General features: G+C 69.3%; 19 protein-coding genes and 1 pseudogene. 10 read left to right on the top strand and 10 right to left on the bottom strand.

The window, feature by feature from the left end:
* The first annotated feature begins 50 nt into the window (after positions 1-50).
* The gene (locus ACVCMC_RS12155; RefSeq protein WP_447097462.1) at positions 51-1,868 is read left to right on the top strand and encodes a sulfotransferase; all 1,818 of its coding nucleotides are present in this window, start codon (positions 51-53) and stop codon (positions 1,866-1,868) included.
* A 131-nt stretch (positions 1,869-1,999) separates the two neighbouring features.
* On the opposite strand, the gene ACVCMC_RS12150 is transcribed toward ACVCMC_RS12155, so the two are convergent.
* Both ACVCMC_RS12150 and ACVCMC_RS12145 read right to left on the bottom strand, forming a co-directional pair.
* Complete coding sequence (locus tag ACVCMC_RS12150) at positions 2,000-3,637, bottom strand: tetratricopeptide repeat-containing sulfotransferase family protein (RefSeq protein WP_447097461.1); 1,638 nt, start codon at positions 3,635-3,637, stop codon at positions 2,000-2,002.
* A 6-nt stretch (positions 3,638-3,643) separates the two neighbouring features.
* On the bottom strand, positions 3,644-5,227 hold the full coding sequence (locus ACVCMC_RS12145; RefSeq protein ID WP_447097460.1) for a tetratricopeptide repeat-containing sulfotransferase family protein: 1,584 nt from the start codon (positions 5,225-5,227) through the stop codon (positions 3,644-3,646).
* A gap of 149 nt (positions 5,228-5,376) precedes the next feature.
* On the opposite strand from ACVCMC_RS12145, the gene ACVCMC_RS12140 reads away from it, so the two are divergent.
* On the top strand, positions 5,377-6,696 hold the full coding sequence (locus ACVCMC_RS12140) for an aspartyl/asparaginyl beta-hydroxylase domain-containing protein (protein ID WP_447097459.1): 1,320 nt from the start codon (positions 5,377-5,379) through the stop codon (positions 6,694-6,696).
* Between the two features lie 60 nt (positions 6,697-6,756).
* Here the strand turns inward: ACVCMC_RS12140 and grxD are convergent.
* From grxD to ACVCMC_RS12125, 3 genes and pseudogenes are all read right to left on the bottom strand, one after another.
* Positions 6,757-7,359, bottom strand: a pseudogene (grxD, locus tag ACVCMC_RS12135) (Grx4 family monothiol glutaredoxin); the annotation flags it as partial.
* Positions 7,360-7,421: 62 nt separating this feature from the next.
* Positions 7,422-8,045, bottom strand: a complete 624-nt coding sequence (locus tag ACVCMC_RS12130; protein WP_447097458.1) for an SGNH/GDSL hydrolase family protein — start codon at positions 8,043-8,045, stop codon at positions 7,422-7,424.
* A gap of 9 nt (positions 8,046-8,054) precedes the next feature.
* Positions 8,055-9,299 carry an aminotransferase class I/II-fold pyridoxal phosphate-dependent enzyme gene (locus ACVCMC_RS12125; protein ID WP_447097457.1) on the bottom strand — a complete coding sequence of 415 codons (1,245 nt, stop codon included), beginning with the start codon at positions 9,297-9,299 and terminating at the stop codon, positions 8,055-8,057.
* 165 nt (positions 9,300-9,464) lie between these two features.
* Between ACVCMC_RS12125 and rsgA the strand changes: the two genes are divergently transcribed.
* From rsgA to aceE, 5 genes are all read left to right on the top strand, one after another.
* Complete coding sequence (gene rsgA / locus ACVCMC_RS12120) at positions 9,465-10,520, top strand: ribosome small subunit-dependent GTPase A (protein ID WP_447097456.1); 1,056 nt, start codon at positions 9,465-9,467, stop codon at positions 10,518-10,520.
* Positions 10,521-10,589: 69 nt separating this feature from the next.
* Entirely contained in the window at positions 10,590-11,861 is a 1,272-nt protein-coding gene (locus tag ACVCMC_RS12115; protein WP_447097455.1) for a flavohemoglobin expression-modulating QEGLA motif protein, read from the top strand.
* Positions 11,862-11,964: 103 nt separating this feature from the next.
* Positions 11,965-14,256, top strand: coding sequence for an NADP-dependent malic enzyme (locus ACVCMC_RS12110; protein WP_447097454.1), 2,292 nt, complete (start codon positions 11,965-11,967; stop codon positions 14,254-14,256).
* Between the two features lie 34 nt (positions 14,257-14,290).
* On the top strand, positions 14,291-15,157 hold the full coding sequence (locus ACVCMC_RS12105; RefSeq protein ID WP_447097453.1) for a class I SAM-dependent methyltransferase: 867 nt from the start codon (positions 14,291-14,293) through the stop codon (positions 15,155-15,157).
* Between the two features lie 150 nt (positions 15,158-15,307).
* Entirely contained in the window at positions 15,308-18,034 is a 2,727-nt protein-coding gene (gene aceE, locus ACVCMC_RS12100; RefSeq protein ID WP_447097452.1) for a pyruvate dehydrogenase (acetyl-transferring), homodimeric type, read from the top strand.
* A gap of 54 nt (positions 18,035-18,088) precedes the next feature.
* Here the strand turns inward: aceE and ACVCMC_RS12095 are convergent, their stop codons facing one another.
* The 4 genes from ACVCMC_RS12095 to ACVCMC_RS12080 form a co-directional block, all read right to left on the bottom strand.
* Positions 18,089-19,687 (bottom strand): MFS transporter, encoded by a 1,599-nt coding sequence (locus tag ACVCMC_RS12095; RefSeq protein ID WP_447097451.1) that lies wholly within the window; start codon positions 19,685-19,687, stop codon positions 18,089-18,091.
* Positions 19,688-19,795: 108 nt separating this feature from the next.
* On the bottom strand, positions 19,796-20,137 hold the full coding sequence (locus tag ACVCMC_RS12090; RefSeq protein ID WP_395121091.1) for a hypothetical protein: 342 nt from the start codon (positions 20,135-20,137) through the stop codon (positions 19,796-19,798).
* Between the two features lie 91 nt (positions 20,138-20,228).
* Positions 20,229-20,900 (bottom strand): glutathione S-transferase family protein, encoded by a 672-nt coding sequence (locus ACVCMC_RS12085; RefSeq protein ID WP_447097450.1) that lies wholly within the window; start codon positions 20,898-20,900, stop codon positions 20,229-20,231.
* Between the two features lie 216 nt (positions 20,901-21,116).
* Positions 21,117-22,034 carry an arginine deiminase-related protein gene (locus ACVCMC_RS12080; protein ID WP_447097449.1) on the bottom strand — a complete coding sequence of 306 codons (918 nt, stop codon included), beginning with the start codon at positions 22,032-22,034 and terminating at the stop codon, positions 21,117-21,119.
* Between the two features lie 129 nt (positions 22,035-22,163).
* Between ACVCMC_RS12080 and ACVCMC_RS12075 the strand changes: the two genes are divergently transcribed.
* The 3 genes from ACVCMC_RS12075 to ACVCMC_RS12065 all read left to right on the top strand — a co-directional run bounded on the left by ACVCMC_RS12075 (position 22,164) and on the right by ACVCMC_RS12065 (position 23,788).
* Positions 22,164-22,466 carry a DUF3247 family protein gene (locus ACVCMC_RS12075; RefSeq protein ID WP_395121096.1) on the top strand — a complete coding sequence of 101 codons (303 nt, stop codon included), beginning with the start codon at positions 22,164-22,166 and terminating at the stop codon, positions 22,464-22,466.
* Between the two features lie 75 nt (positions 22,467-22,541).
* Positions 22,542-23,270 carry a hypothetical protein gene (locus ACVCMC_RS12070; protein ID WP_447097448.1) on the top strand — a complete coding sequence of 243 codons (729 nt, stop codon included), beginning with the start codon at positions 22,542-22,544 and terminating at the stop codon, positions 23,268-23,270.
* 68 nt (positions 23,271-23,338) lie between these two features.
* A complete protein-coding gene (locus ACVCMC_RS12065) occupies positions 23,339-23,788 on the top strand; it encodes a DUF6491 family protein (protein ID WP_447097447.1) in 450 nt (149 codons plus the stop codon).
* 14 nt (positions 23,789-23,802) lie between these two features.
* On the opposite strand, the gene ACVCMC_RS12060 is transcribed toward ACVCMC_RS12065, so the two are convergent.
* Positions 23,803-24,219 carry a universal stress protein gene (locus ACVCMC_RS12060; protein ID WP_395121100.1) on the bottom strand — a complete coding sequence of 139 codons (417 nt, stop codon included), beginning with the start codon at positions 24,217-24,219 and terminating at the stop codon, positions 23,803-23,805.
* Positions 24,220-24,395: the final 176 nt, after the last annotated feature.

Genomic DNA, 24,395 nt, shown 5'->3' with positions numbered 1-24,395 from the left:
TTGCAACGAGCCGCGCAGGGTTCCTGCGCGGCTCTTTTTTTGGTGCCATCGTGACCAACCAAGACATCATCGCTGCTCTGCAAACCGGCCGTCCGGACGTCGCCGAAGCGTTGTGCCGCCAGGCGCTGGCGCAAGGCGGAGACGACCCTGACACCTTGTTCCTGCTGGCTCTCGCGCTGTCGCATCAGAACAGGCGGGCCGACGCCCTGCCGGTCTACGCCCGGCTGGTGGAGCTGTGCCCCGGGGACGCGGTCCACTGGGGCAACTACGCCACCGTGCTGCGCCAGGACGGACAGCTGGCCGAGGCGGCGCGTGCCGTCGACATGGCGCTGCGGCTGGCGCCGGACAATGCGGAGCAATGGATCAACCGCGGTCTGCTGCAGTTCCACGACCGGGACTTCCTGGCGGCGCGGGACTCCCTGCTCAAGGCCACGGTGCTGGCGCCGGACTCGGTCGCGGCACGCATCCATGCCGCGCGCGCCTGCGCGGTCTGCCGCGATTACCGGGCCGACCAGCTCACCGAGCACTGGCGCGAGTGGATGCCCCTGGACGACGAGCTGCAGGCCCAACTGGCGGATCTCAAACTGGTCATGGGCGATGCCAACGCGTCGCGGGTGCTGCTGGAAGACCTTTGCGCCCGCTCCACGCCCTCACTGGGCGCGCGGTTGCTGCTGGCGGCGGTCTACGAGCGGGTCAACCAGCTCGACCGCTCGCGCGCCGTGATGCAGGAGATCAGCGCTCAGGCCGGGAAGCTCGACGACGCCCAGCGACGCGACCTTGCCCATCTGTCCGCCGCACTGGAGGCGCGCAGCGGCAATCATGCCGGCGCGCGCGAGCTGCTGGAGCAGACCGGTCCGCGCCACGACTACGATTTCGCGCACTATTTCGCGCTCGCCGAGGCTTGCGACAAGCTCGGTGACGTCGAGGCCACCCTGGCTGCGCTGGCCGAGGCGCATGCCCTTCAGGTAGAGGAGCTGAAGCAGGCGGTGCCGGCGCGATTCGAACCCGGCGCACCGCTTCTGCCGGCTGCCGTCGCCCGCGTGACGCGGGAGGATTACCAGCGCTGGCCACACCTGTCCGCCCCGGAGTCGAAGGACTCGCCCGTATTCATCGTCGGCTTCCCGCGCTCCGGCACCACCCTGCTCGAGCAGATGCTGGATGCCCATCCGACCTTGCAGTCGATGGACGAGCGGCCGTTCTTCAACCTGCTCGCCGACCAACTCGCGGACCATGGCCTGCACATGCCCGCCGATATTGCCCGGCTCGACCAGCATGCCTGCGACGAACTGCGCAAGGGCTACGTCTCCATGGTGTGCTCGAAGATCGCCCGGCGCTGGGACAGTCGCCTGGTCGACAAGAACCCGTTGAACATGCTGTGGCTGCCGATGATCCACCGCCTGTTCCCGCAAGCACGGTTCATCCTGGCCCTGCGCCATCCCTGCGACGTGCTGATCAGCAACTACATGCAGAACTATCGTGCCAGCGTGCTGGCGGCGGCCGGTGCCTCACTTGAGCGCCTGGCACAGGCCTACGTCGAGGCGATGCAGTCGTGGCTTCACCACGTCGAGGTTTTCCAGCCTTCGGTGCTGGTCTCGCGCTACGAGGACCTGGTGGCCGATCCGGCGACGCAGACGCAACGCATCGGCGATTTCCTTGGCCTGGACGATGCCTCGCCGCTGCTCGATTTCGACAGGCACGCACGACAGAAGGGTTACATCGCCACACCCAGCTACACGCAGGTGATCCAGCCGGTCAACCGCAAGGGGCTGGGGCGCTGGTTGCGCTACGGCGAGGCGCTGGCGCCGGCCCAGGCGATCCTGCAGCCCATGCTCGACCACTGGGGCTACACGACGGAAGGCGGTCACTGAGCCGCATCCGCGGTCCGCGAAAAGAAGCACGCCCGTGGCTTTCGATCGCAGGTCCGGCGCGTGCACGCTCGTGCCCGCCCGAATCAGGCGCGCTGGCCTCGCGGCGGATGCCGTGCCGTTTCGGTGCAGGCTCAGTCCTCGGCGATCTGCATGAGCTCGGGCAGGAACGGCGCGTAACAGCGCCACCGATCGACCGAGCGCGTGTGGACCGGCTGGCGCGCCTGCCACAGGCTGGCGGTGCTGATCGCATGATCGTGGTCGGTGGATGCGGCCGGTGATCGCGGCAAGCCGAGCCATTGCGCCAGTCCGGCCAGGGACGTCGCCGGGTCCGCCGCCAGTTCCTCGTAGCGGATCGTTCGCACAGCGTGCGGGTAGCGTGCCTGCCAGCCGGCCATCAATTGACGCGCGCCGCGGATGTAGGCCGCGATGTCGGCGAAGTCGCAGGAGAAATCCAGGCTGCGGTCGTGGAATGACTGCATCCACAGCGACAGCGCGATGTCGCGCGCGCGACGCTGGCACTGGATGATCCTCGCGTTCGGGAACAAGGAAAGAATCAGGTCGACATGCAGGAAGTTGCGCGGCTGCTTGTCGATGAACCAGCGCGCCGCGGGCGCATCGTCCTGGCGCAGCTGTGCGGCGTATGTCGCTGCGGCGTCAGCCAGTCGTTGCCGATAATCCCCGCCCTCCGTGCCGTCGATCCGTTCGGCCAGCGCGGGCAGCCACGGCGATTCGCCGCGATGGCAGACCAGCGCATGCTCCGCCAGCTGTCGCGCCACCAGGGTGGTACCCGAACGCGGTACTCCGACGATGAACACGGGCGTCCAGCCCGGCTCGGGCTCAAGGGTGACCGCGGGCAGCCGACGCTTGCGCCGAACTTCGATGCTCCGCGCCCACCGCTTGCGCGACCAGTGCGCCTTGGCCGCGGCGCGGGCGTTGGCATCGCGCAGGAAGTGCGCCGCTTGGGCGTACTCGCCGATGTCGTCATGGGCCTTGCCCAGCGCAAACAGCAGCGACGTGCGGGCGTCGTCGTTCAACGGCGCGGCCAGGTAGCGGCGAAACAGGGCAAAGTCAGGATGACCGGCATCGGCATAGCGTTGCAGCCCCGCCAGCCCCTGCGGCACGTGCCAGTCGGGAGCCTGCGGGCTGTTTGCCGCCACGAAGGCATAGCGCTCGCGCGCCACGTCGAAGCGGCCCAGTTGCGCCTGCAGCATGCCGGCGTAGGCATGCAGCCGCGGATCGGCATTACCGGCCGCGATCTCCACCTCGGCAAGGTCCGCCGCATCGTGCTTGCGCCCGCAGTCGTCCAGCAACTCGATGGCCTGGATGCGCTGTTCGAGGTCGCCTCCGGACGCAGGGAACGCACCGCGCATCACGTCGGCGACCGCGCGCATGCGGCCCTGGCCCTTCAGCAGCCGCGCCAGCGTGAAACTGCTGGCCAACTGCGCCGAGGGTTCCGCCAGCAGCGCCCGCAGCAGCTCTTCGGCGGCGCGGGCGTCGCCACGCTGGAGCAGCAGGCCCGCCTGCGCCTGACGCAATGCAGTGGAGCGGGGATGGGCCTGCAGTGCATGCTGCAGCATGTTCCACGTGCAGTGGTCGCGTTCCAGCATCAGGCGCTGGATCAGCGCCAGCCACTCGGCGTCGGTGGCGTCAGTCCAGGCCTGGAGCAGCAGCTTGCCGTCGTCCGGCGTCGATGCGGCCCGCCGCAGATGTTCGGTCAAGGCCTGTTCGCGCCGGGCGGCGACTGAACCGGGCTTGTCGGTCGCGCTCATCCCGGCTCAGTGGACCGCGGACTTCCACGGCGCCAATCCGAGCGCCCGGCGCAGCGGATCGAGCAGCTCGGCGTAAGCCGCGGTGTGCGCGGTGTCGCGCCGCAGCGGCTGACGCACCTGGCTGGCGCTGGGCGAGCGCACCTCGCGGCTGCTTTCGTGGAAGCGTTCGCAAGCCTCCTCGTAGGGCAGGTCGCAGAAATCCAGCAGCGCGCGGATATGCTGCGGCGGATCGGCCTGCAGATCCTCGTGGCGGAACTCCAGCACGTGCTGCGGATGCAGCCGCTGCCAATGCGTGAGGCTGCGATCGAAATCGCCCCAGAAGCTGGCCAGATCGTCGAAGTCGCGGGTGTACTCGTTGTTCTCCAGGCGTTGCCGGTAGCACGAGAAGCAGGTCTCGAGCGGATCGCGCCGACAGCCGATGATGCGTGCCTGCGGCAGCATGGCGCGGATCGCGCCGGCATAGATCCAGTTGCTGGGGAGCTTGTCGGTGAACATCGGACGATGGCGCCGCCAGTGTGCGGTCCGCTCGAGGTAACGCTGGCCCAGTCGCTGCCAGTCGGCCGGCTGCATGGCTTTCACCCACTGCGGGAAAGGTTGTCCGCGCCGACGCGATTCCTCGGCCAGCACCTGCGGGAGGTCGGACAGCTCGCCGGCGCCCTCCACCCGGGAATGCGAGGCGAGGATCTGCTCGACCAGGGTGGAGCCGGAGCGCGGCAGGCCGACGATGAAGATCACCTCCCTTCCCAGCTCGCCGGGCGCGCCTTCGGGCGGCGGGTCGAACGCCTGGTTGAGCGCCGTCACGCTGGCGGAGAACGCGCCGCGATCCCAGTGCCGGCGGCGTCGCGCCAGGTTGTTGGCCTGCTCGATGGCCCGCAGGGCGGCTGCCGGGTGACCATGATCGTGCAGCGCGGCGGCCAGCGCGAAGCCGGTCGCGATCAGGTCGTCGTCGCTGTTGCACCGGTCCTGCAGCGTCGCCTGCATGCTGGCGATGTCTTCCTCGCTGAACTGGCCGCTGCGCAGGTCGGCCAGGCCCCACCATGCCATGCCCGCGCCGGGGTTCTCGGCCAGCACGCGCCGATACTCGGCCGCGGCCTCGTCAGCACGACCCTGCATGCGCAGGATGTCGGCAAGCAGCGCACGTGCCTGCATGTGGCGTGGTTCCAGCTCCACTGCGCGTTGCAGCGCCGCGGTGGCCTCGTCGTTGCGCACCGAGCGCGTCAGCATCACGCCCAGGTTGTACCAGGCCATGCCCAGCGTCGGCTGCAGCTCGCAGCTGCGCCGCAGCGATTCGATTGCCGCGTCGTAATCGCCCGCCTGGCCTTGCAGGCTGCCCAGCGTGTTGTGGTAGACCGGGTCGTCGGGCCGCATGGCCATGGCGTCGCGCATGACGGCGATGGCGTCGCGGTGCTGACCGCGCATGCCGAGGATGCCGGCGTGCATGCGCAGGATTTCCGGATGGTGCGCCTCGTTGCGCTCGATGCCCGCCAATTGCCGCATCGCCTCCTCCACGCGTCCCGCGTCGAGCGACTCACCCGCCGCGACGACGCGGCGGGCGGTGGTCGGGGTAAGTCCATCCAGCCGCGTTGCCATGCTTTCTCCACGATCCGGTTTGGGTGAGCCGTGGCCGAAGGCGCGTCCGGCGCAGTCCGGCTGCCACCATCGAGCGGCAATGAACGCGTATTATGCCCGTTTGGCTCCCGCCCGTGCTGGCGCACGGCAGCACTCCAAGGCACTGTTCCATGGACATGACCCACCCGCTGACTCCCGAAGCCTGCCGCCGCGCCGCCCACGAGCGGTTGCAACGGCGTGACCCGGAAACGGCCGAGCAGTTCTTCCGTCACCTGCTGGAACTGCTGCCGCACGATGTCGAGGCGCTCAGTTTCCTGGCCAGCCGCCATTACGCGCGCGGCGAGCTGGTTCCGGCGAGGGATCTGTCATTGCACGCTGTCGCGCGGGAACCGGAGCGGGTCGACCTGTTGCAGCTGCTGGGGGCAGTGCAACTGGCCAATGGCGATTTCGGCGACGCCGCCGGCACGCTGCAGCGCAGCCTGCAACTGGCGCCGCAGGCATTTGTCGCGCGGCTGCAGCTGGGCGTGGCCCAGGAACAGCTCGGGCGCGCGCACGATGCGCTGGTGACCTGGTACACCGCCATCCGCACGGCGCAGAACCAGGGCCGCTGGACGAACGACCAGACCACCGCACCGGCCGTGCGCGAGCTGGTGAAGTACGCCATCAACTACGTGAACCGCGAACGTCGCCGCTTGTTCAGCGAGGTGCTGGAGCCGCTGCGCGATCGTTACGGCGCGTCGGAGCTGACCCGCGTCGAGCAAAGCCTTTCGATCTATCTTGGCGAGCAGCCGGCGAACATCCCCGACGCCCGCCAGCAGCCGAAATTCCTCTACTTCGCCGGCGTGCCGAGCCAGCCCTACTACGAGCGCTCGCGTTTCCCGTGGCTGGAAGCGCTCGAGCAGGCAACCGGCGATATTCGGGGCGAACTGGAAGAGCAGCTGGGCGCAGCGCGCGATCTCGAACCCTTCCTGGGCACATCCGCCGGCCCGGCGACCGGCGAGATGCTGAAGTCGTGGGGCAAGGACGAGGCGGCGTGGGACGCGTACTTCTTCTATCGCCACGGCAAGCGCTACGACGACCATTGCGCGGCTTGCCCGATCACCGCCGGCATCCTCGACCGGTTGCCGCTGGTCCGCATCCGCGACCACGCGCCGGAGACGCTGTTCTCGGTGCTGCGGCCTGGCACGCACATCCTGCCGCATCGCGGGGTCACCAACACCCGGCTGGTCACCCATCTGCCGCTGATCGTGCCGGACCATTGCGCCATCAACGTCGGTGGCCAGGAGCATGTCTGGCAGCCCGGCAAGTGCGTGACGTTCGACGACACCTTCCTCCACGAGGCGTGGAACCGCAGCGGCGAAACCCGCGTGGTGCTGATCCTGGACAGCTGGAACCCCGACCTGAGCGAGGCCGAGCGGGCCGCGGTGACCGACCTGGTCGAGGCGATCAGCGATTTCAACGACGCCACCGCCCCGCCCGCGCAAGCCTGATGGGGTCCGGCCGCCCGGGCCGGCGCAGAGCCGGCCGGGTGGGCGAAGGCGTGCTTACTTCGCGCCGGGGAAGGTCAGGCTGAGTCCCTCGCCCTGCACGGTGGAAACCCAGTCGATCACGATGCCGCGCGCGCGCTGGGCGCTGGCGGGGTCGAAATGCACTTCCAGTCCGTTGGACTGCGTCACCACGTCATGTTCGCCGGCCGGTGCCAGCTGGAAGCCGGCGCCGTGATCCGGGCCGATTTCCAGGTGCAGGACCATGCCTTGCGCATTGGCCGTGCCCTGGCGGATCGCCTCGGCGGCGGCATCGGTGATGGTGATTTCCGGCGGGGTGCGATCCGGTGCCGGCATGCCGAACACCGCATGCAGCTCGCCGCTGCGGTACATCTGGCTGATGATGTCGGCGCCGCCGATCAGCTCGCCGCCGACGTACAGCTGCGGGATCGTGGGCCACTCGCCGTAGAGCTTGATGCCCTCGCGGATCTCCGGGTCGTCCAGCACGTTGACCGTGTGGTACTCCGGCAGCAGCTCGTTGAGCGTGTTGGTCGCGGCGGCGGAGAAACCGCACATCGGCTGGTGGCGGTCGCCTTTCATGAACAGCACCACGCGGTGCTCCTTGAGCAGGCTCTCGATGCGTTCGCGGGTGGTGTTGTCCAGTGACATGCAGGGCTCCGGGTAAAGGGACAAATGATACGCCGTGGAGATGACGGCGCGCAGCGAAGCTTTCAAGGTGGCCGCGACAGCGCCGCGCGCGCGGCCGGCGCGATCGCATCTGCCCAAAGCGCGTACTGCTCCGCCGACGGATGCAGGCCGTCCGCGGCGACCAGCTCCGGATGCCGGCGCGAGATCGGGGTGATGTCGACAAAGCGGACGCCGCGGCTTGCCGCCAGGCCGCGGGCACGCGCGTTGAAATCGTCCAGTTCGCGGGCGATCCGCGCCGCATCGCGGCCTTGTTCGCGCGCAAAGGGGGTGACGCCCCAATCGGGGATGGAGACCACCAGCGTCCGCGCGACGCGCCCGCCGGCCAGCGCGATGGCGCGTTCGAGCAAGGCGGCGAACTGCGCCGCGTATTCATCGAGGCTGCGGCCGCGATACTGGTTGTTGACGCCGATCTGCAGGGTGACCAGATCGTAGGGCGGCGCCAGCGCGGCCTGATCCATGCCTCGTGCCAGCTCGTCGGTGGTCCAGCCGGTGACGGCCACGAGGCATGGCTCGTCGACCGCCGCGCCGCCGCGGCGCAGCTGCTGCGCCAGCACCGCGGGCCAGCACGCGTTCGCGGCCACGGCTTCGCCGACGGTGTAGGAATCGCCGAGCGCGAGGTGACGCAGCGGCGAGCGGGATGCGGGCATCGACAAGCCTCAGGCCGCGACGACGGCGTTGTCCGCCTGTTCGCGCGCCATCCGCTGCAGCACCTGCTCGATCCGCACGAACACCTCGTGCAGCTGCGCGGGCGGCGGCAGCAGGGTCAGCCGGAAGTGGCGGCTGCGCGACACGTTGAAGCTGCTGCCGGGCACCACCAGCACCGACTCCTCTTCGAGCAGGCGCAGGGCGAAGGATTCGTCGTCGAACTGCGGGATGCGTTCGGCGCGCACCGCGGGGAACGCATACAACGCGCCGGCCGGCGCCACCAGGTCGAGGTGTTCGCTGGCGACGACTCCCTGCAGCACCGCCGCGCGCGCCTCGTGCAGGCGCCCGCCCGGCGCGGTCAGGGCGCCGATCGTCGGCGCGTCCTGCAAGGCGGGCGGCACCGCCCACTGCGCGGTCACGTTGGCGCACAGGCGCAATGCGGCCAGCAGTTGCAGCGCGTCGCGATACACCGACGTTCCCGCGGGCGCGCCGGACAGGCTCATCCAGCCGACCCGATAGCCGCAGGCGCGATGCACCTTGCTGAGCCCGCCGAAGCTCAGGCAGGGCAGTTCGCCGGCGACTTCCGCCAGTGGCTGGAAGTGCGCGCCGTCGTAGAGGATCTCGTCGTAGATTTCATCGGCGAGCAGCAACAGGCCGTGCCGCGCTGCGACTTCGGCCAGCCGCTGCAGCAGCTCGCGCGGATAGACCGCGCCGGTCGGGTTGTTGGGGTTGATGAGTACCAGCGCGCGGGTGCGCGGGGTGACCAGCGCCTCCACCTCGTCCGGGTCGGGCAGGTGGCCGCGGCTGGCCGGGCAGCGGTAGTACTGCGGCCGTCCGCCGTTGAGGATGGTGGCCGCGCTCCACAGCGGGTAGTCCGGGCTCGGCAGCAGCACCTCGTCGCCGGGCTGCAGCAGAGCCCGCAAAGCCAGGTCGATCAGTTCGCTGACCCCGTTGCCGATGAAGATGCGCTCGGGCTGCACGTGCCGCGCTCCGCGGCTGCGTTGCTGCGCGGCGATCGCCTCGCGCGCCGCTTCCAGTCCCTGCTCGTGGCCGTAGGCGTCGCTCTCGTGCAGGTGGCTGGCGATCGCCTCGCGCAGGTGCGCCGGCGCCTCGAAGCCGTAGCGGCCGGGGTTGCCGATATTCAGCTTGATGATGTCGCGTCCGGCGGATTCCAGCTCGCGGGCACGGCGGGTCAGCGCACCGCGGATCTCGTAGCGCACGTCTGCCAGGTGCGCACTGGGGATGATCGGAGCCAACGCCTGGGTTCCTTTGCGGGTGGGAAACGGCGCGAACGCCGGCGACGTGGATGCTAGCAGCGTGATGCAGTGCAGCGCGAGCCGATCGGCGGGCGCGACGCTGACCATCGTCGGGCCGTGGCCGGGCAGGGCATAATCGCCCCACCATGCCAGGCAAGTCTCGCCATGAGTGATGTCGAAACGATCGAGCGGCTGCGGCATATCGGCTGGCGCGGCGACCGCCTGCCGGCCGGCGGCCTGCGCCTGGCGCGGGTGGTGGCGCAGCATCGCGCCGGTTATGAACTGCACGATGGCCACGCACTGTTCGGCGCGCAGCCGGACGGCCGCTTCCTCAAGCGCGGCATCGACCCCGCCGAGCGACCGGTGGTGGGCGATTTCGTGGAGGTGGCCGACGGCACGCCGCCGCACATCGTCAGCGTGGGAGCGCGCCGCAGCATGTTGTCGCGCGCCGCCGCGGGCGAGCGCTACGAGCGCCAGCTGATCGCCACCAATGTCGACTACGTGCTGGTGCTGACCGGGCTGGACGGCGACTTCAACCCCGCCCGCATCGAGCGCTACCTGTCGCTGACCGAAGGCTCCGGCGCGCAGCCGGTGGTGCTGCTGAGCAAGCTGGACAAGCACGAGGATGCGGCGGCGAAGGTCGCCGCGCTGCGCGCGCGCCTGCCGCAGGACACGCCGATCCATGCGCTCAACTGCAAGGACCCCGCCAGCGCGCAGGAGCTGGCGCGCTACCTGCAGCCGGGTGACAGCGCGGTGCTGGTGGGCTCCTCCGGCGCCGGCAAATCGACGTTGACGAATACCTTGTTCGGCACCGCGACCATGGCCACCGCCGCCGTGCGCAGCCACGACAGCCGCGGTCGCCACACCACCACCCACCGCGCGCTGCTGCAGTTGCCCTCGGGCGGTTGCCTGATCGACACCCCCGGCATGCGCGAGCTGAAACTGACCGGCGAGGAGCAGCTCGACCTGTTCGCCGACATCGAGGCGCTCGCCGAGCAGTGCCGCTTCGCCGATTGCGGCCACGGCAGCGAGCCCGGTTGCGCGGTGCAGGTGGCGCTGGACACCGGCGAGCTGAGCGCCGAGCGCTGGCGCAGTTACCTCAAGCTGCACGACGAGCGGGAGGAACAGGCTGCCACCCTCGAAGCGCGATTGCGCCGTCAGCGCGGCGGCCGCCCGCTGGAGCCGCCGCGCGGCCACCGCGTCAAGCGCGAGCGGGAGTAGTTCGATGGCGCGCGGGGGCAGCCCGGGAAGAATTCGCGCCGACGGTGCGCGGCGTGCCGGGGTCTCGCGATGAACGCGGCCATTGCACCGGAGCTGCAACGCTACGCGGCGCTGGACCAGCGCTTGCTGGCGGCGGTGCGCGGCATCCACATATTGCCCACGGTGGCGTGGCCCGCGTCGCTGGAAAACCGCATGATCGAGGCCTACGGCCAGGGCCGCTTCAGCCTGCCGGCGGTGTCCTACCAGGTGCCCGGGCTGGCGGCGGCGCGCACCGAACTGGCGGCGATCGAGACGGCGGCGGTGGAGGTCGGCGCGGGCGATCCGCTGGGCGAGTACCTGCGCCGCACCGCCGAGTCCTGGCAGGTCGCCGCGCAGATGCTCGAGGCGGTGGGTACGGCCGGCGTGACCGCGCCGTCGATCGCGCTGTACGGCAAGCCGGACGACCGCATCCCCGGCAGCCAGCGCAGCAACCTGGATGCCGCGCGCTATTTCGTCGAGCTGTCCGACGAACTGGGCGCCGACCTGCTCGCCGACGACGGCGGCGACATCGACGCGGAGGTGCTGCGCGCGGCGCTGGCCGAGACGCTGGATGTCTTCTTCGGCGACGGCACGATCCGCGTCGAGGTCGATCCCGAGCTCACCGCCAAGGCCGCCGCCGGCGCCACCCGCATCCGCCTGCGCGGCGGCGCCAGCTTCAGCCAGTACGACCACCACCAGTTGCTGGCGCACGAGGCCTTCGTGCATTCGCTGACCGCGCTGAACGGCCGGCGCCAGCCGTTGCTGGCGTCGCTGGGGCGCACCTCGCCGCGGGTCACCGCCACCCAGGAAGGGCTGGCGGTATTCGCCGAGCTGATGTCGGGGGCGATCGACATCGCCCGGCTGAAACGCATCAGCCTGCGCATCGTGGCGATCGACATGGCCCTGGGCGGCGCCGATTTCGTCGAGGTCTATCGCTACTTCCATGCGCGCGGGCAGAGCGTGGCCGACAGCTTCCATTCGGCGCAGCGGGTGTTCCGCGGCGTGCCGCCGGGCGGCGGCGCGGTGTTCGCCAAGGACAACGTCTACCTGTCCGGCCTGCTCACCGTGCACACGTTCTTCCGCTGGGCCCTGCGCCAGCGCCGGCTGGATCTGCTGCGCTATCTGTTCGCCGGCAAGCTGGCGCTGCACGACGTGATCAGCCTGCAGCCGCATTTCGCCTCCGGCGCGATCGTGCCGCCGCGCTGGCTGCCGCCATGGATGCAGCACGTGCACGGGCTGGCCGGAAAGCTGGCGTTCTCGGTGTTCATCAACGGCATCCACATGGATCGGGTGCGCGAGGACGACCTGCTGCCGGGCGCGTGAGGGCGCCGGGCGTGGGCCAGCGACGCAGGCCCAGGTGCTAACATTCTCGCCAGCCATCCGCGCTCGCGCGATGGCGCCCACTCACTGGAAAAAAGCCCCTCCCATGGCCCTCCCCGAAGAACTGCGCCTCGCCGCGCTGGAGTATCACCGTCATCCGCGGCCGGGCAAGATCAAGATCACCCCGACCACCGCCCTGCTGACCCAGCGCGACCTGTCGCTGGCGTATTCGCCGGGCGTGGCGGCGGCGTGCGACGCGATCGTCGAGGACCCCGCGACGGCGGCGGAGTACACCGTACGCTCCAACCTGGTGGCGGTGATCACCAACGGCACCGCGGTGCTTGGTCTGGGCGACATCGGGCCGCTGGCGGCCAAGCCGGTGATGGAAGGCAAGGGCATCCTGTTCCAGAAGTTCGCCGGCATCGACGTGTTCGACATCGAGATCGACGAGAACGACCCGGACAAGCTGGTCGAGATCATCGCCAGCCTGGAGCCCACCTTCGGCGGCATCAACCTGGAGGACATCAAGGCGCCGGAGTGCTTCATCGTCGAGCGCAAGCTGCGCGAGCGGATGAAGATCCCGGTGTTCCACGATGACCAGCACGGCACCGCGATCATCGTCGGCGCCGCCCTGGTCAATGCGCTGGAGGTGGTCGGCAAGAACATCGCGGACATCAAGCTCGCCACCACCGGCGCCGGTGCAGCCGGCATCGCCTGCCTCGACATGCTGGTGGCGCTGGGCGTGCGGCCGGAGAACATCCTCGCGTTCGACCGCGAGGGCGTGATCCACACCGGCCGCAGCAACCTCGACCCGGACAAGGCGCGCTACGCGCGCGACACGCCCAAGCGCAGCCTGGCCGAGATCGTGGCGGGGGCGGACGTGTTCCTGGGCCTGTCCGCCGGCGGCATCCTCAAGCCGGAGATGGTCGCCACGATGGCCGAGCGCCCGGTGATCCTGGCGCTGGCCAACCCGAACCCCGAGATCACCCCGGAAGACGCCAAGGCGGTGCGGCCGGACTGCATCATCGCCACCGGCCGTTCGGATTATCCGAACCAGGTCAACAACGCGCTGTGCTTCCCCTATATCTTCCGCGGTGCGCTGGACGTGGGCGCCACCGTGATCAACGAGGCGATGAAGACCGCCTGCGTGCGCGCCATCGCCGCGCTGGCACGCATGGAGGCCTCCGACCTGGGCAGTGCCTACGGCGGCGAGATCCCCTGTTTCGGCCCGGAATACCTGATCCCGCGTCCGTTCGACCGGCGCCTGCTGGTGATGCTGGCGCCCGCGGTGGCGCAGGCGGCGATGGATTCGGGCGTGGCCACCCGGCCGATCGTGGACATGGACGCCTACAAGGAGAAGCTCGGCCAGTTCATCTACCGCACCGGCCTGCTGATGAAGCCGGTGTACGAGCGCGCCCGCGCCGATCCCAAGCGGGTGGTATACGCCGAGGGCGAGGAGGAGATCGTGCTGCGCGCGGTGCAGACGGTGATCGACGAGCGCATCGCGCGGCCGATCCTGATCGGCCGCCCGGACGTGATCGACACGCGCATCCAGCGGCTGGGCCTGCGCATGCGCGCCGGCGTGGATTTCGAGCTGACCAACATCCACGACGACCCGCGCTTCAACGACTACTGGCAGCAGTACCACGCCATGACCGAACGGCGCGGGGTCAGCCCGGCGGCGGCGAAGAACCTGCTGCGCTCGCGGCCGACCCTGATCGCCGCGATGATGGTCGAACGCGGCGAGGCGGACGCCATGATCTGCGGCATCGTGGGTCGCTACCACAAGAAACTCGGCTACCTGCGCAGCGTGTTCGGGCTCGACCCCGGCGTGTCGTGCACCTCGGCGATGAGCGGCGTGATCAACGACAAGGGTGCGTGGTTCTTCCTCGACACCCACGTGCAGGTCGATCCCACCGCCGAGCAGATCGCCGAGGCGACGCTGCAGGCCTGCTACCGGCTGAAGAACTTCGGCATCGAGCCCAAGGTGGCGCTGCTCTCGCACTCCAACTACGGCAGCCACGACAACCCCAGCGCGGCGAAGATGCGCAAGGCCTGGCAGATCCTCAAGGCGCGCGCGCCCAAGCTGGACATGGACGGCGAGATGCAGGCCGACACCGCCTGGGACGAGGCGCTGCGCCTGCGCATGTTCCCGCACACCACGCTCAGCGGCCGCGCCAACCTGTTCGTGATGCCGAACCTGGACGCGGCCAACATCGCCTACAACATCGTGCGGGTGATGACCGACGGCGTCTCGATCGGGCCGATCCTGATGGGCGTCAACCGCTCCGCGCACATCCTCACGCCAGCCTCCACCGTGCGCCGCATCGTCAACATGACCGCGGTGGCCGCGGTCGATGCACAGATCCGCGCCGCGCAGGGCAGCCGGCGCGGTTGATCGGAACACACCACCACCGGCAGGGACGCAGCGCATGGCACGCAGTTCGATGGACGGCATGATGGGGCAACTGCGCCAGATGGCGAAACGCATCGCGCCGTTGTACTGGCTCGTCGGTGCCGCGAGGTACGCGCAGTTCCGCCTGCGGTTGGCGCGGGCGAACCGGGTGGACCCCGGCGTGCCGGCGCTGGGCCTGCCGCCGCCCATGCTGCGCTACCGGGTGCATCGGGCTTTCGATTCGGCCAGCTACCTGGCCAATGGCCGCCGCATCGCGCGCTGCCTGCTTGACACGCTGGCCGCGCACGGTGTGCGGCCGGAGCACCTGGTCGTGCTGGACTTTGCCTGCGGGCCGGGCCGGGTCATCGGCGAATTGGCGGCTGCCGCCAGCTCCTGCGAAATGCACGGCTCGGACATCGACGTGGAGGCCATCGACTGGGCGCGGGAAAACCTCTCCGCCGTGGCCCGGTTCGCGATCAACACCCCGGCCACGCCGACGGCTTATGCCGGCGGGATGTTCGACGTCATCTACAGCGTGTCGCTGTTCACCCACCTCGATGCGCCGGCGCAGGACGAGTGGCTCGCCGAAATGGCGCGGCTGCTGAAGCCCGGTGGCCTGCTGCTGGCCACCACCCACGGCCGTTCCGCCACCGGCAGCTGCACCGCGGAGGAACTCGCCGCGCTGGCGCTTGACGGGTTTGTCTATCGCACCGACCGCAAGGGTCGTTTCAAGGTCGACGGCCTGCCCGATTTCTACCAGACGACCTTCCACACCGTGGACTATGTACGCCGGCACTGGGCACGCCATCTCGCCGTGGTCGAGCACATCGAAGGCGGCCTGAACGGCAACCAGGACATCGTCGTGCTGCGCAAGCCCGTGCCGCAGCTCGTGCAAGCCGGATAGCCGTCCCTCTCCCGCCGGAAACCGTCTTCGTCGGTGCCGGCGCCATTGGCAGGTATCCGGGCAAACAACTAAACTCATGTGTTGTCGCGCCGCGGCCCCGGCGGCGCGAACCTTTTGCAGGCACACCCCACGGTGCCGTGGAGAACCCCGATGGACCAGCTCGACGAAATCCTGGACCAGGATCTTGACCCCACCGAAACCCGCGAGTGGATCGATTCGCTCGATGCGGTGATCCAGCACGACGGTACCGAGCGCGCGCATTACCTGCTGGAGAAGATGGTCGACACCACCCGTCGCTCGGGTGGCTACCTGCCGTTCAACCCGACCACCGAATACGTCAACACGATCCCGCCCGGGATGGAGGCCAAGAGCCCCGGCGATGCGGCGATGGAGTGGCGCATCCGCTGCCTGATCCGCTGGAACGCGATGGCGATGGTGGTGCGCGCCAACCGCCGGCCCGGTTCGCTGGGCGGCCACATCGCCAGCTTCGCCTCCTCGGCCACGCTGTACGACGTGGGCTTCAACCATTTCTGGCGTGCCCCCAGCGCCGACCACCCCGGCGACTTGATCGGCTACCAGGGCCACATCAGCCCTGGCATCTATGCGCGCTCCTTCCTCGAAGGCCGCATCGGCGAGGAGCGGCTCGACCTGTTCCGCGCCGACGTGGTCGGCGGCGAGCAGTCGCTCACCTCCTATCCACACCCGTGGCTGATGCCGGACTACTGGCAGGTGCCCACCGTGTCGATGGGGCTGGGTCCGATCCAGGCGATCTACCAGGCGCAGTTCTTCCGCTACCTGGAGAACCGCGGCCTGATACCCAAGACCGACCGCAAGATATGGTGCTTCCTCGGCGACGGCGAAGTGGACGAGCCGGAATCGCTGGGCGCGATCTCGCTGGCCGGCCGCGAAGGCCTGGACAACCTGATCTTCGTGATCAACTGCAACCTGCAGCGGCTGGACGGCCCGGTGCGCGGCAACGGCAAGATCATCCAGGAGCTGGAGGGCGTGTTCCGCGGCGCCGGCTGGAACGCCATCAAGGTGATCTGGGGCAGCTACTGGGATGCGCTGCTGGCGCGCGACAAGGACGGCACGCTGCGCAAGCTGATGATGGAAACCGTGGACGGCGAATACCAGGCCTGCAAGGCCTTCGGCGGCGCCTACACGCGCGAGCATTTCTTCGGCAAGTACCCGCAGACCCGCGAGATGGTGGCCAACTTCAGCGATGACGACGTCTGGCGCCTGAATCGCGGCGGCCATGATCCGCACAAGGTCTACGCCGCCTACCACGCGGCGGTGAACACCAAGGGCATGCCCACGGTGATCCTGGCCAAGACGGTGAAGGGTTACGGCATGGGCATCGGCTCGGGCGAGGCGGAGAACCCCACCCATCAGCAGAAGAAGATGACCGGCGATGCCGTGCGCACGTTCCGCGATCGTTTCCAGATTCCGGTGCCCGACGACAAGCTGGACAGCGTGCCGTACTACCACCCCGGCCCGAACTCGCCGGAGGTGGAATACATGCTGGAACGCCGTCGCGCGCTGGGCGGCTTCCTGCCGCAGCGCCGCCGCCGCACCGACGTGCCGTGCAAGGCGCCGGAGTTGTCCGCGTTCGAGCAGATCACCAAGGGCAGCGGCGAGCGCGAGATCTCCAACACCATGGCGCTGGTGCGCGGCATGAACCTGTTGCTGCGCGACAAGCAGCTCGGCCCGCGCGTGGTGCCGATCGTGGCCGACGAGGCGCGCACCTTCGGCATGGAGGGCATGTTCCGGCAGATCGGCATCTACGCGCCGTTCGGCCAGAAGTATCGTCCGCAGGATGCCGACCAGCTGCTGTACTACCGCGAGGCGCAGGACGGCCAGGTGCTGCAGGAAGGCATCTCCGAGGCTGGCGGCGTGTCGGCGTGGATCGCGGCGGGCACCAGCTATTCGCTGTCCAACCAGCCGATGCTGCCGTTCTTCATCTACTACTCGTTCTTCGGCTTCCGGCGCATCGGCGACCTGATCTGGGCCGCTGGCGACCAGCGCGCGCGCGGCTTCCTGGTCGGCGCCACCGCCGGCGCCAGTTTCCCCGGCGAAGGCCTGCAGCATTCGGACTGTGCCTCGCACCTGATGGCAGGCACCTTCCCCAACTGCCGCGCCTACGACCCGACCTGGTCGTACGAGGTGGCGGTGTTGCTGCACCACGGCGTCAAGGAGATGTACGAAGAGCAGCAGGACGTCTTCTATTACATCACCACCACCAACGAGAACTATGTCCACCCGGACATGCCCGAGGGCTGCTACGACGGCATCGTCAAGGGCATGTATCTGTTCCGGGACTCGGGATTGGGGAATCGGGATTCAGGCAAGGGCAAGAGCAAGGGCAAGACCGGCGCGCCGTGCGTGCAGCTGATGGCGGCGGGCGGTTCGCTGATCGAGGCGATTGCGGCGGCCGAGCTGCTGGATGCCGACTTCGGCGTGAAGGCCGACATCTGGTCCTGCCCCAGCTTCAGCGAACTATCGCGCGACGGCTTCGACTGCGAGCGCTGGAACCGCCTGCATCCGGAAGCGAAGCAGCGCGTGCCGCACGTCACCGCCAACCTGGCCGGGCGCGACGGCCCGGTGATCGCCGCCAGCGAATACGTGCGCGGCATGGTCGACCAGGTGCGCGCCTTCATGCCCGAGGGTCGCTCGTTCACCGCGCTGGGCGCCGACGGTTACGGCCGCTCCGACACCCGCGAGCACCTGCGCGAGTTCTTCGAGATCAGCCGCTACTGGATCGCCCACGCCGCGCTGGCCGCGCTGGCGAAGGAAGGCAAGGTCAACGCCAAGGACGTCAGCCGCGCGATCAAGGAGTACAAGCTCGACCCGGACAAGCCCAACCCGCTGACCGTCTGAGCCGGGTCGCCGCGATCGGAAAAGCCGCCCTCCGGGGCGGCTTTTCGCTGCCTGTCACTCCGCCGACAGAGCCTGCTGGATCGCTTCCAGTCCATGCCCGCGGGTCTCGATGCCGCGGCGGGCGAGCATCCATGCCGCCAGCCCCATCGGCAGGGCGATCAGCAGCGCCGACAGCACGAAGTGCCCGAACAGGCCGGACACGCCCAGCAGCGCGCCCAAGATGCCGCCGAACTTCGAGCCGCCGGCGATCAGTCCGGCGCCGGTGCTGCGCAGGTGCACCGGGTAGATCTCCGCCGCGTACGGGATCAGCGTGGCGATCACCCCGCTGATGCTCAGCAACAGCAGCACCGTGGCGGTGGTGGTCAGCGCCGGCGAGCGCAGCTGCATGGCGCCGATCGCGCAGAACAGCAACAGTGCGGCGGCGGTCAGGGCGATGAACAGCACCAGCGTGCGGATGCTGCTCCAGCGCTGATAGCCCCACACCACCAGGGCGATGCCGGGCAAGGCGAGCAGCGCCGAGCGCGCCAGCAACGCCGCGCTGGCCTGCGCATCGACGCCCAGCGTGACCAGGTTCGCCGGCAGCCACAGCAGGAAACCGAAGTTGGCCAGACCCCAGGCCACCGCGCAGGTCAGCAGCCCCCAGGTGATCGCGGCGTGGCGGCCGCGCAGCAGCGCGCGCATGCCGAGGCGCGCCGCATGGGCCGGCGCGATGACCGCCCCGGTATCGAGGTGGACCGGCGCCGCCTGCCCGGAGAAGCGCTGCAGCACCGCGCGCGCCTGCTCCTCCAGGCCACTCAGGGCGAGGAAGCGCGGCGACTCCGGAATGTAGCGGTTGAGCAGCACGATCAGCGCGCCGGTGGGCAGGTTCAGCAGCCACAGCGAGCGCCAGCTGTAGGTCGGCTCGAAGAGGGTCGCCGCGCCGGAGGCGAGCAGGTAGCCGGCCGAAGTGCCGACGCCGCCCAGCGCCACCAGCAGCCAACCGCGGTGCCGCGTGGGGATGGTCTCGGCCATCAGGGTGAAGGTGATCGGCAACATGCCGCCGGCAGCGGCGCCCATCATGAAGCACATCACCAGGTTGCCGCCGAACGCCGGCATCGCGCCGCAGATGGCCGTGCCCATGAACATCAGCGCCGACAGCAGGATCGCCGCGCGGCGGCCGAACAGATCGCCCAGCCGGCCCCATACCACCGAGCCGACCACGGTGCCGGTCAGCGCCGACAAGGCCAGGAAGCCCGCGGTGGAACCGCTGATGCCGTACTCGGCCGCCATGCCCGGCATCGCGAAGCCGATCGTGGCCGGCTTCATCACGTCCACCGCCAGCGCGACGGTGAGCACGCCGACCAGCTTCCAGTGCTCGCGGTTGAGCGGCACGTTGTCGGCGACGTGGAACGACACCGCGCCGCGATCCGGATGGGCGGTGCGGCGCATCTGCTCCATCCGCGGCATCAGCCCGTAGGCCGCCAGCAGCACGCCCAGCGGCACCAGCGCCATGCCGGCGAGCATCAGGCCGTCCATCGGCATGCCGGCGAGCCGGTAGTGCATCGGCGCGGCCATCGCCAGCATCGGCAGATGCGCCAGCACGCCGGCGATCACCGCGGCACAGCCAAGCCAGAATGCGACCGGGTGATGGAAAGTGAGATCGGTGCGAGCCATGCGACGACCGCCGGAAGGGCAAGTCGCAGCTTAGCAGCGACTCGGCGGCATGCCGCCACGACGCCGGCCATTACCGGTGCCGGGGCGGCTTGCGCGTGGTTCAGTGGTTCATTCGTCGTCGCTGCGGAATGCGCGACGCAACAGCAGGAACGCGCCGATGGTGCCGGCGATGATCGCGACCGTGGCCACCGGATGCCGCTGCACCTGGCGGCGTGCGCGGCGATAGCGGTAGTTCGCCTCGTCGGCGAGATCGCCGGCGACGCGCGTCAATTGCCGCCGGTAGTCGCTGCCGCGGTCGGAGAAGCGGTCGCGGATGCGCTGGCCGTGCCGGAACAGGCCACGCATCGCGCTGCCAGCGCCGTCGGCGTATTCGTGCGCACGGTCGCCGGCACGCTCGGCGGCGACCTCCGCGGCATCGCGAAGATGCTGCTCGATTTCCCGGTGATGCATGGCGGTCTCCTTCAGGTACAGCGGGAACGCCAATCTGCCTGTGGCGCCGTGACCACCGCGTAAAACCAGGTCGCCGTGACCATCGCGCCGTTCAGCCGCCGAGCCGATACTCGCCGCCGCGCTGCAGCGCGCGCTGGTAGGCGGGCCGCGCATGGATGCGCTGCAGGAAGGCGGACAGCCGCGGATGACGTGCATCCAGTCCGCCGCGCGCAGCGAAGGCTTCCAGCGGAAAACTCAGCTGGATGTCCGCCACGCTGAAGCGGTCGCCGACGAACCAGTCGCGCTGGCCCAGCTCGCCTTCCATGTAGTCGAGATGGAGTTTCAGTTGCGGATCGACGAAACCGCGCTGCGCCGTACGCGCGATGCGCTTCGCCACCGGCCTGGCGTAGAACGGCATCGGCGCCGCCTCGACGCGCCGGAACACCAGCTTGAGCAGCAGCGGCGGCATCGCCGACCCTTCGGCGTAATGCAGCCAGTAGTTGCAGCGCAGCCGTTCGGGCGTGCCGTGCGCGGGAATCAGCGTGCCGGCGCCGTGGCGATCGGCCAGGTACTCGACGATCGCGCCGGATTCGGCCAGCGTGAGTTCGCCGTCCGTGATGACGGGCGACTTGCCCAGCGGGTGCACCGCGCGCAGCTCCGCCGGGGCCAGCATGGTCCCGGGATCGCGCAGGTAACGCTTGATCTCGTATGGCAGGCCGAGCTCTTCCAGCAGCCACAGGATGCGCTGCGAGCGCGAGTTGTCGAGATGATGGACGGTGATCACCCGTGCATCAGAACGTACCGCACCGCCAGCTGCAAGCTCGGGGTTCCGGCACCGCGATCCGCGACAGCCCCGACCCCCCGCGTTCGTCGGATGCCTCCACCGTCACCACGTACGTCGCGCCCTTGTTCAGTGCGTGCAATTCCAGCCGCGTCGGCGGGCCCGCGAAGCGCTGATTCGTCTGGTGCTGGCGATCCGCGGAGATCTCCCGGCTCGCGATCAGTAGATCTCGCCCACGCAGCAGCGCAGGCTGCCGCCGGCCTTCTCGATCTCGCCCAGTTCCACTGCGCCGATGGTGAAGCCGTAACCGGCCAGCGCCGCGCGCTGTGCGCCGGTGAGCGAGGCGGCGGCGCGGGCGCTCATCCACACGCGCTCGTCGGAGAGCGTGATGGCGTTGCCGGCGAACGCCTGCTTCTGTGCCGGCGTCAGCCAGATCGCGCGATCGCCATACGCCGTGGCGATCGCCTGTGCCGCGGCCGGATCGCGGAAGCCATCGGCCGCGATGATCGCCGCGCGGCTGGCGAGCAGAGTCAGCAACACGTTGGTGTGGTATTCGGCGTCGGCCAGCTCGAAACAGTAGGTCAGGCGCAAGTCGAAAGCCTTGTGCATGGCTTGCGCGCCAGCCATGTCGCAGCGTTCGCTGAGGCCGCAGTAGCCGACGCCGCGGGCGCGGTCGATGACCAGCGAGCCGGTCAGTTCGGCGACCAGGCCCTCGCAGCCGGACAGGTCGATCTCGTCATAGCCCAGCACCTCGCCGAAGAAGGCGCGGATGTCGTGGCGTTCGGCCTCGCGCTGGCGCACCGGATGGCGCATGCGGCCGACGATCAGCCGCCCCGGCGCGGTGGCGAACACATTGTTGGGGAACACCGCGTCAGGGGTTGCCGGATCGCCGGGGAAGGTGATCACCGGCAGATCCGCGCGCAGTGCCTGCGCCAGCGCTCCGTGCTGGGCCAGCGCCTTGAGCGGGTCGACCGCCAGGTTCATGTCCATGTAGCGGTTGTCGCGTGCCGATTCCGCCGCCAGGGCGAACTCTGCCGGGGCCACCAGATAGGCGGCGCGCGCCGTGGCGGCGGCGCCGTCCCGTGGCGCGAGTGTGGCGAAGGCGTGCAGGAATTCGCTGGGCGACGTGGTGATCAACGGGACGGCTCCATGGGTTCTCGCGGGCTGGCAGCATATCCGTTCCCGTCCCCGGGCGCGCTTCGTTGACGCGCCCTTGCCGCGGACGCGGATAGGGTCGGGCTTCCACTGGTCAGTGAGGGCTGTCGCATGGGCCAAAACGCACCCAGCGTCCTCGTCCGCGAGGACGACATCGATCGACTGGAGGCACTGGTGCACCAGCTGCCTGCCAATGGCCACGTGGTGCTGTTGCTGAGCGATGGCAGCAGTTGCGACGGCGTGGTCAGCATGCGGCCCAGCGTGCAGGTGTTTCGCGACCCGCAGGGCCGCGAAGGCATCAACGCCGAGGTGCAGCTGGAGCGCCCGGATGTTCCGACGTGGCACCAGCGGGTATGGCTGGATCGGATCAGGCGGGTGGAGCACGTCGATTCGATCATGGCCAGCGAGAGCTGAAAGCATCCCGCGCGGTTGCACCGCGACCGCGGATCGTTCCAAGCTAGCCGCTGCCCTTCGCCTGGTATGCCGTCGATGAATCGCGTCCTGCTCCGTTGTGCCCCGCTGGCTTTCTGCGCCGTGCTGCTCGCCGGCTGTTCGCAAGGCCCGGGCACGCCCGAGCTCACCGCGCAGCAGCAGAAAGCCGCAGCCGACGCCGCCACCGCGGCGCGCAACCTCGACACCTATCGCCAATTGCTGAAACTGCACAACGACGAGATGGTGGTGACGATGGGCAAGGACATCGTGCAACGCTTCCCGCACAGCGATGCGGCGAAGGAAGTGATGCAGACGTTGCCCGCGATCGAGAAGCGCTACAAGGAAAACAGCGAAAAGAACCGGCTGGCCGCGCTGTGGACCTACCAGGTCGCGCCGATGGCCGGCGGCACGCAATCGACCGCCAGCATCTACAGCCAGGGCGACGACGGCGAGCCGGTGCGGCTGGTGCTGCGCCGGCATACCAGCTGGGGCCAGAGTGCCTTCCTCTATGGCAGCAAGCCCGGCTTCGTGTGCCGCGGCAACTGCACCATCACCGGCCAGGCCGACGGCAAGCCGGTGCGGATCAAGGCATTCGCCCCCGACGGCGGCGAACCGGCGCTGATGATCCGCGACGACAAGGCCTTCATCGCGCTGCTGGAGAAGACCCGCAAGCTGCAGCTGGACGTCACCCAGGTGGAGGGCACCAGGGATCGTCACCTGGTCTACGAAGTCGGCGGTTTCGACCCTGCCAGGTGGCAGCCGGTGCGCAAGGCGGGCAAGCGCTGAGCGTCGCGCGGTACACGTCACCGCGGGTTGGCGCGTTGTCCGTGATGTCTTTCCGTGGAGGATTCGCCATGTCCACTGTTCGTTCCTGCCTCGTTTTCGCGCTGGTTGCCGTGCTGGCCGCCTGCTCCAGCGTGCCCCTGGCGCAGCGCGAACGGCAGCGCGAGGCGGCATACGCCAGCGCGGCCGGTGCGCCGGTGCGCAGTTTCCATTTCTTCACCCTGTGGTCGTGGGAGCCGCTCGGCGACCACCAGGTGGTGGTCTACACCCGGCCGAGTCAGGCCTGGCTGCTCGACCTCGACGGCCCCTGCCAGAACCTGCCGTTCACGCAGGCGATCGGCCTTACCTCCAGTTCCGGCACCGTGTTCAGCCGCTTCGACAAGGTGCTGACCGGCGGGCCGTACGCGCCCTGCGTGATCTCGCAGATCCGGCCGATCGACGTCAGGCAACTGCACATCGCGCAGGAGGCGCAGCGCCAGATCGACGCCAAACCGCGCGAGACGCCGGCGGCCGACCACTGAGAAAACCGCTGCCGTCAGCGCACGATCGTCACCGGCACGTGCGCGCGCGCCAGCACGTTGCCCGAAACCGAGCCCAGCAGCCAGCGCGCCAGTGCACCGCGTTCGGTGTGGCCGATCACGATGTGATCCACGCCGTGCTCGTCGACCTGGCTGAGCAGCACGTCGCCGGGGCTGCCGTGGGTCAGCTCGATGTCCACCAGCTGGGCCGAGTCCGGCACGATCGTGGCCAGTTCGGCCAGCAGTTCCTGCGCACGCTGGGTGCCGGAGTCGGCCATCATCAGCGCGCAGGCGTCGGCGCCGCCTTCGCTGACCTGCAGCACCCACACCACGCGCACGCGGCCGCCGGTGCAGCGGGCCAGCTCGACCGCGAACCGGAATGCCCGTTGCGACGCATCCGAGCCGTCGTAACCCACCAGGGAATACTTGATCATCTCGATCTCCTTGCGCTGCGAGGCCCACCCTACGGCGAGCGCACGCCGCGAGGCAACCGTCACGCCGCAGTGCGCCTGCAGATGAACGGTGGTTCATGACCCTGCACGCGATTGTCACGCCGCGATGCACACGATTCGCACGTCGTTGCCGCAGCGCAACGAGCGGGCGGCCGCCG

It is taken from the genome of Rhodanobacter sp. UC4452_H20 (genome assembly GCF_052978205.1).
This window is presented reverse-complemented; position numbering and strand designations above follow the sequence as displayed.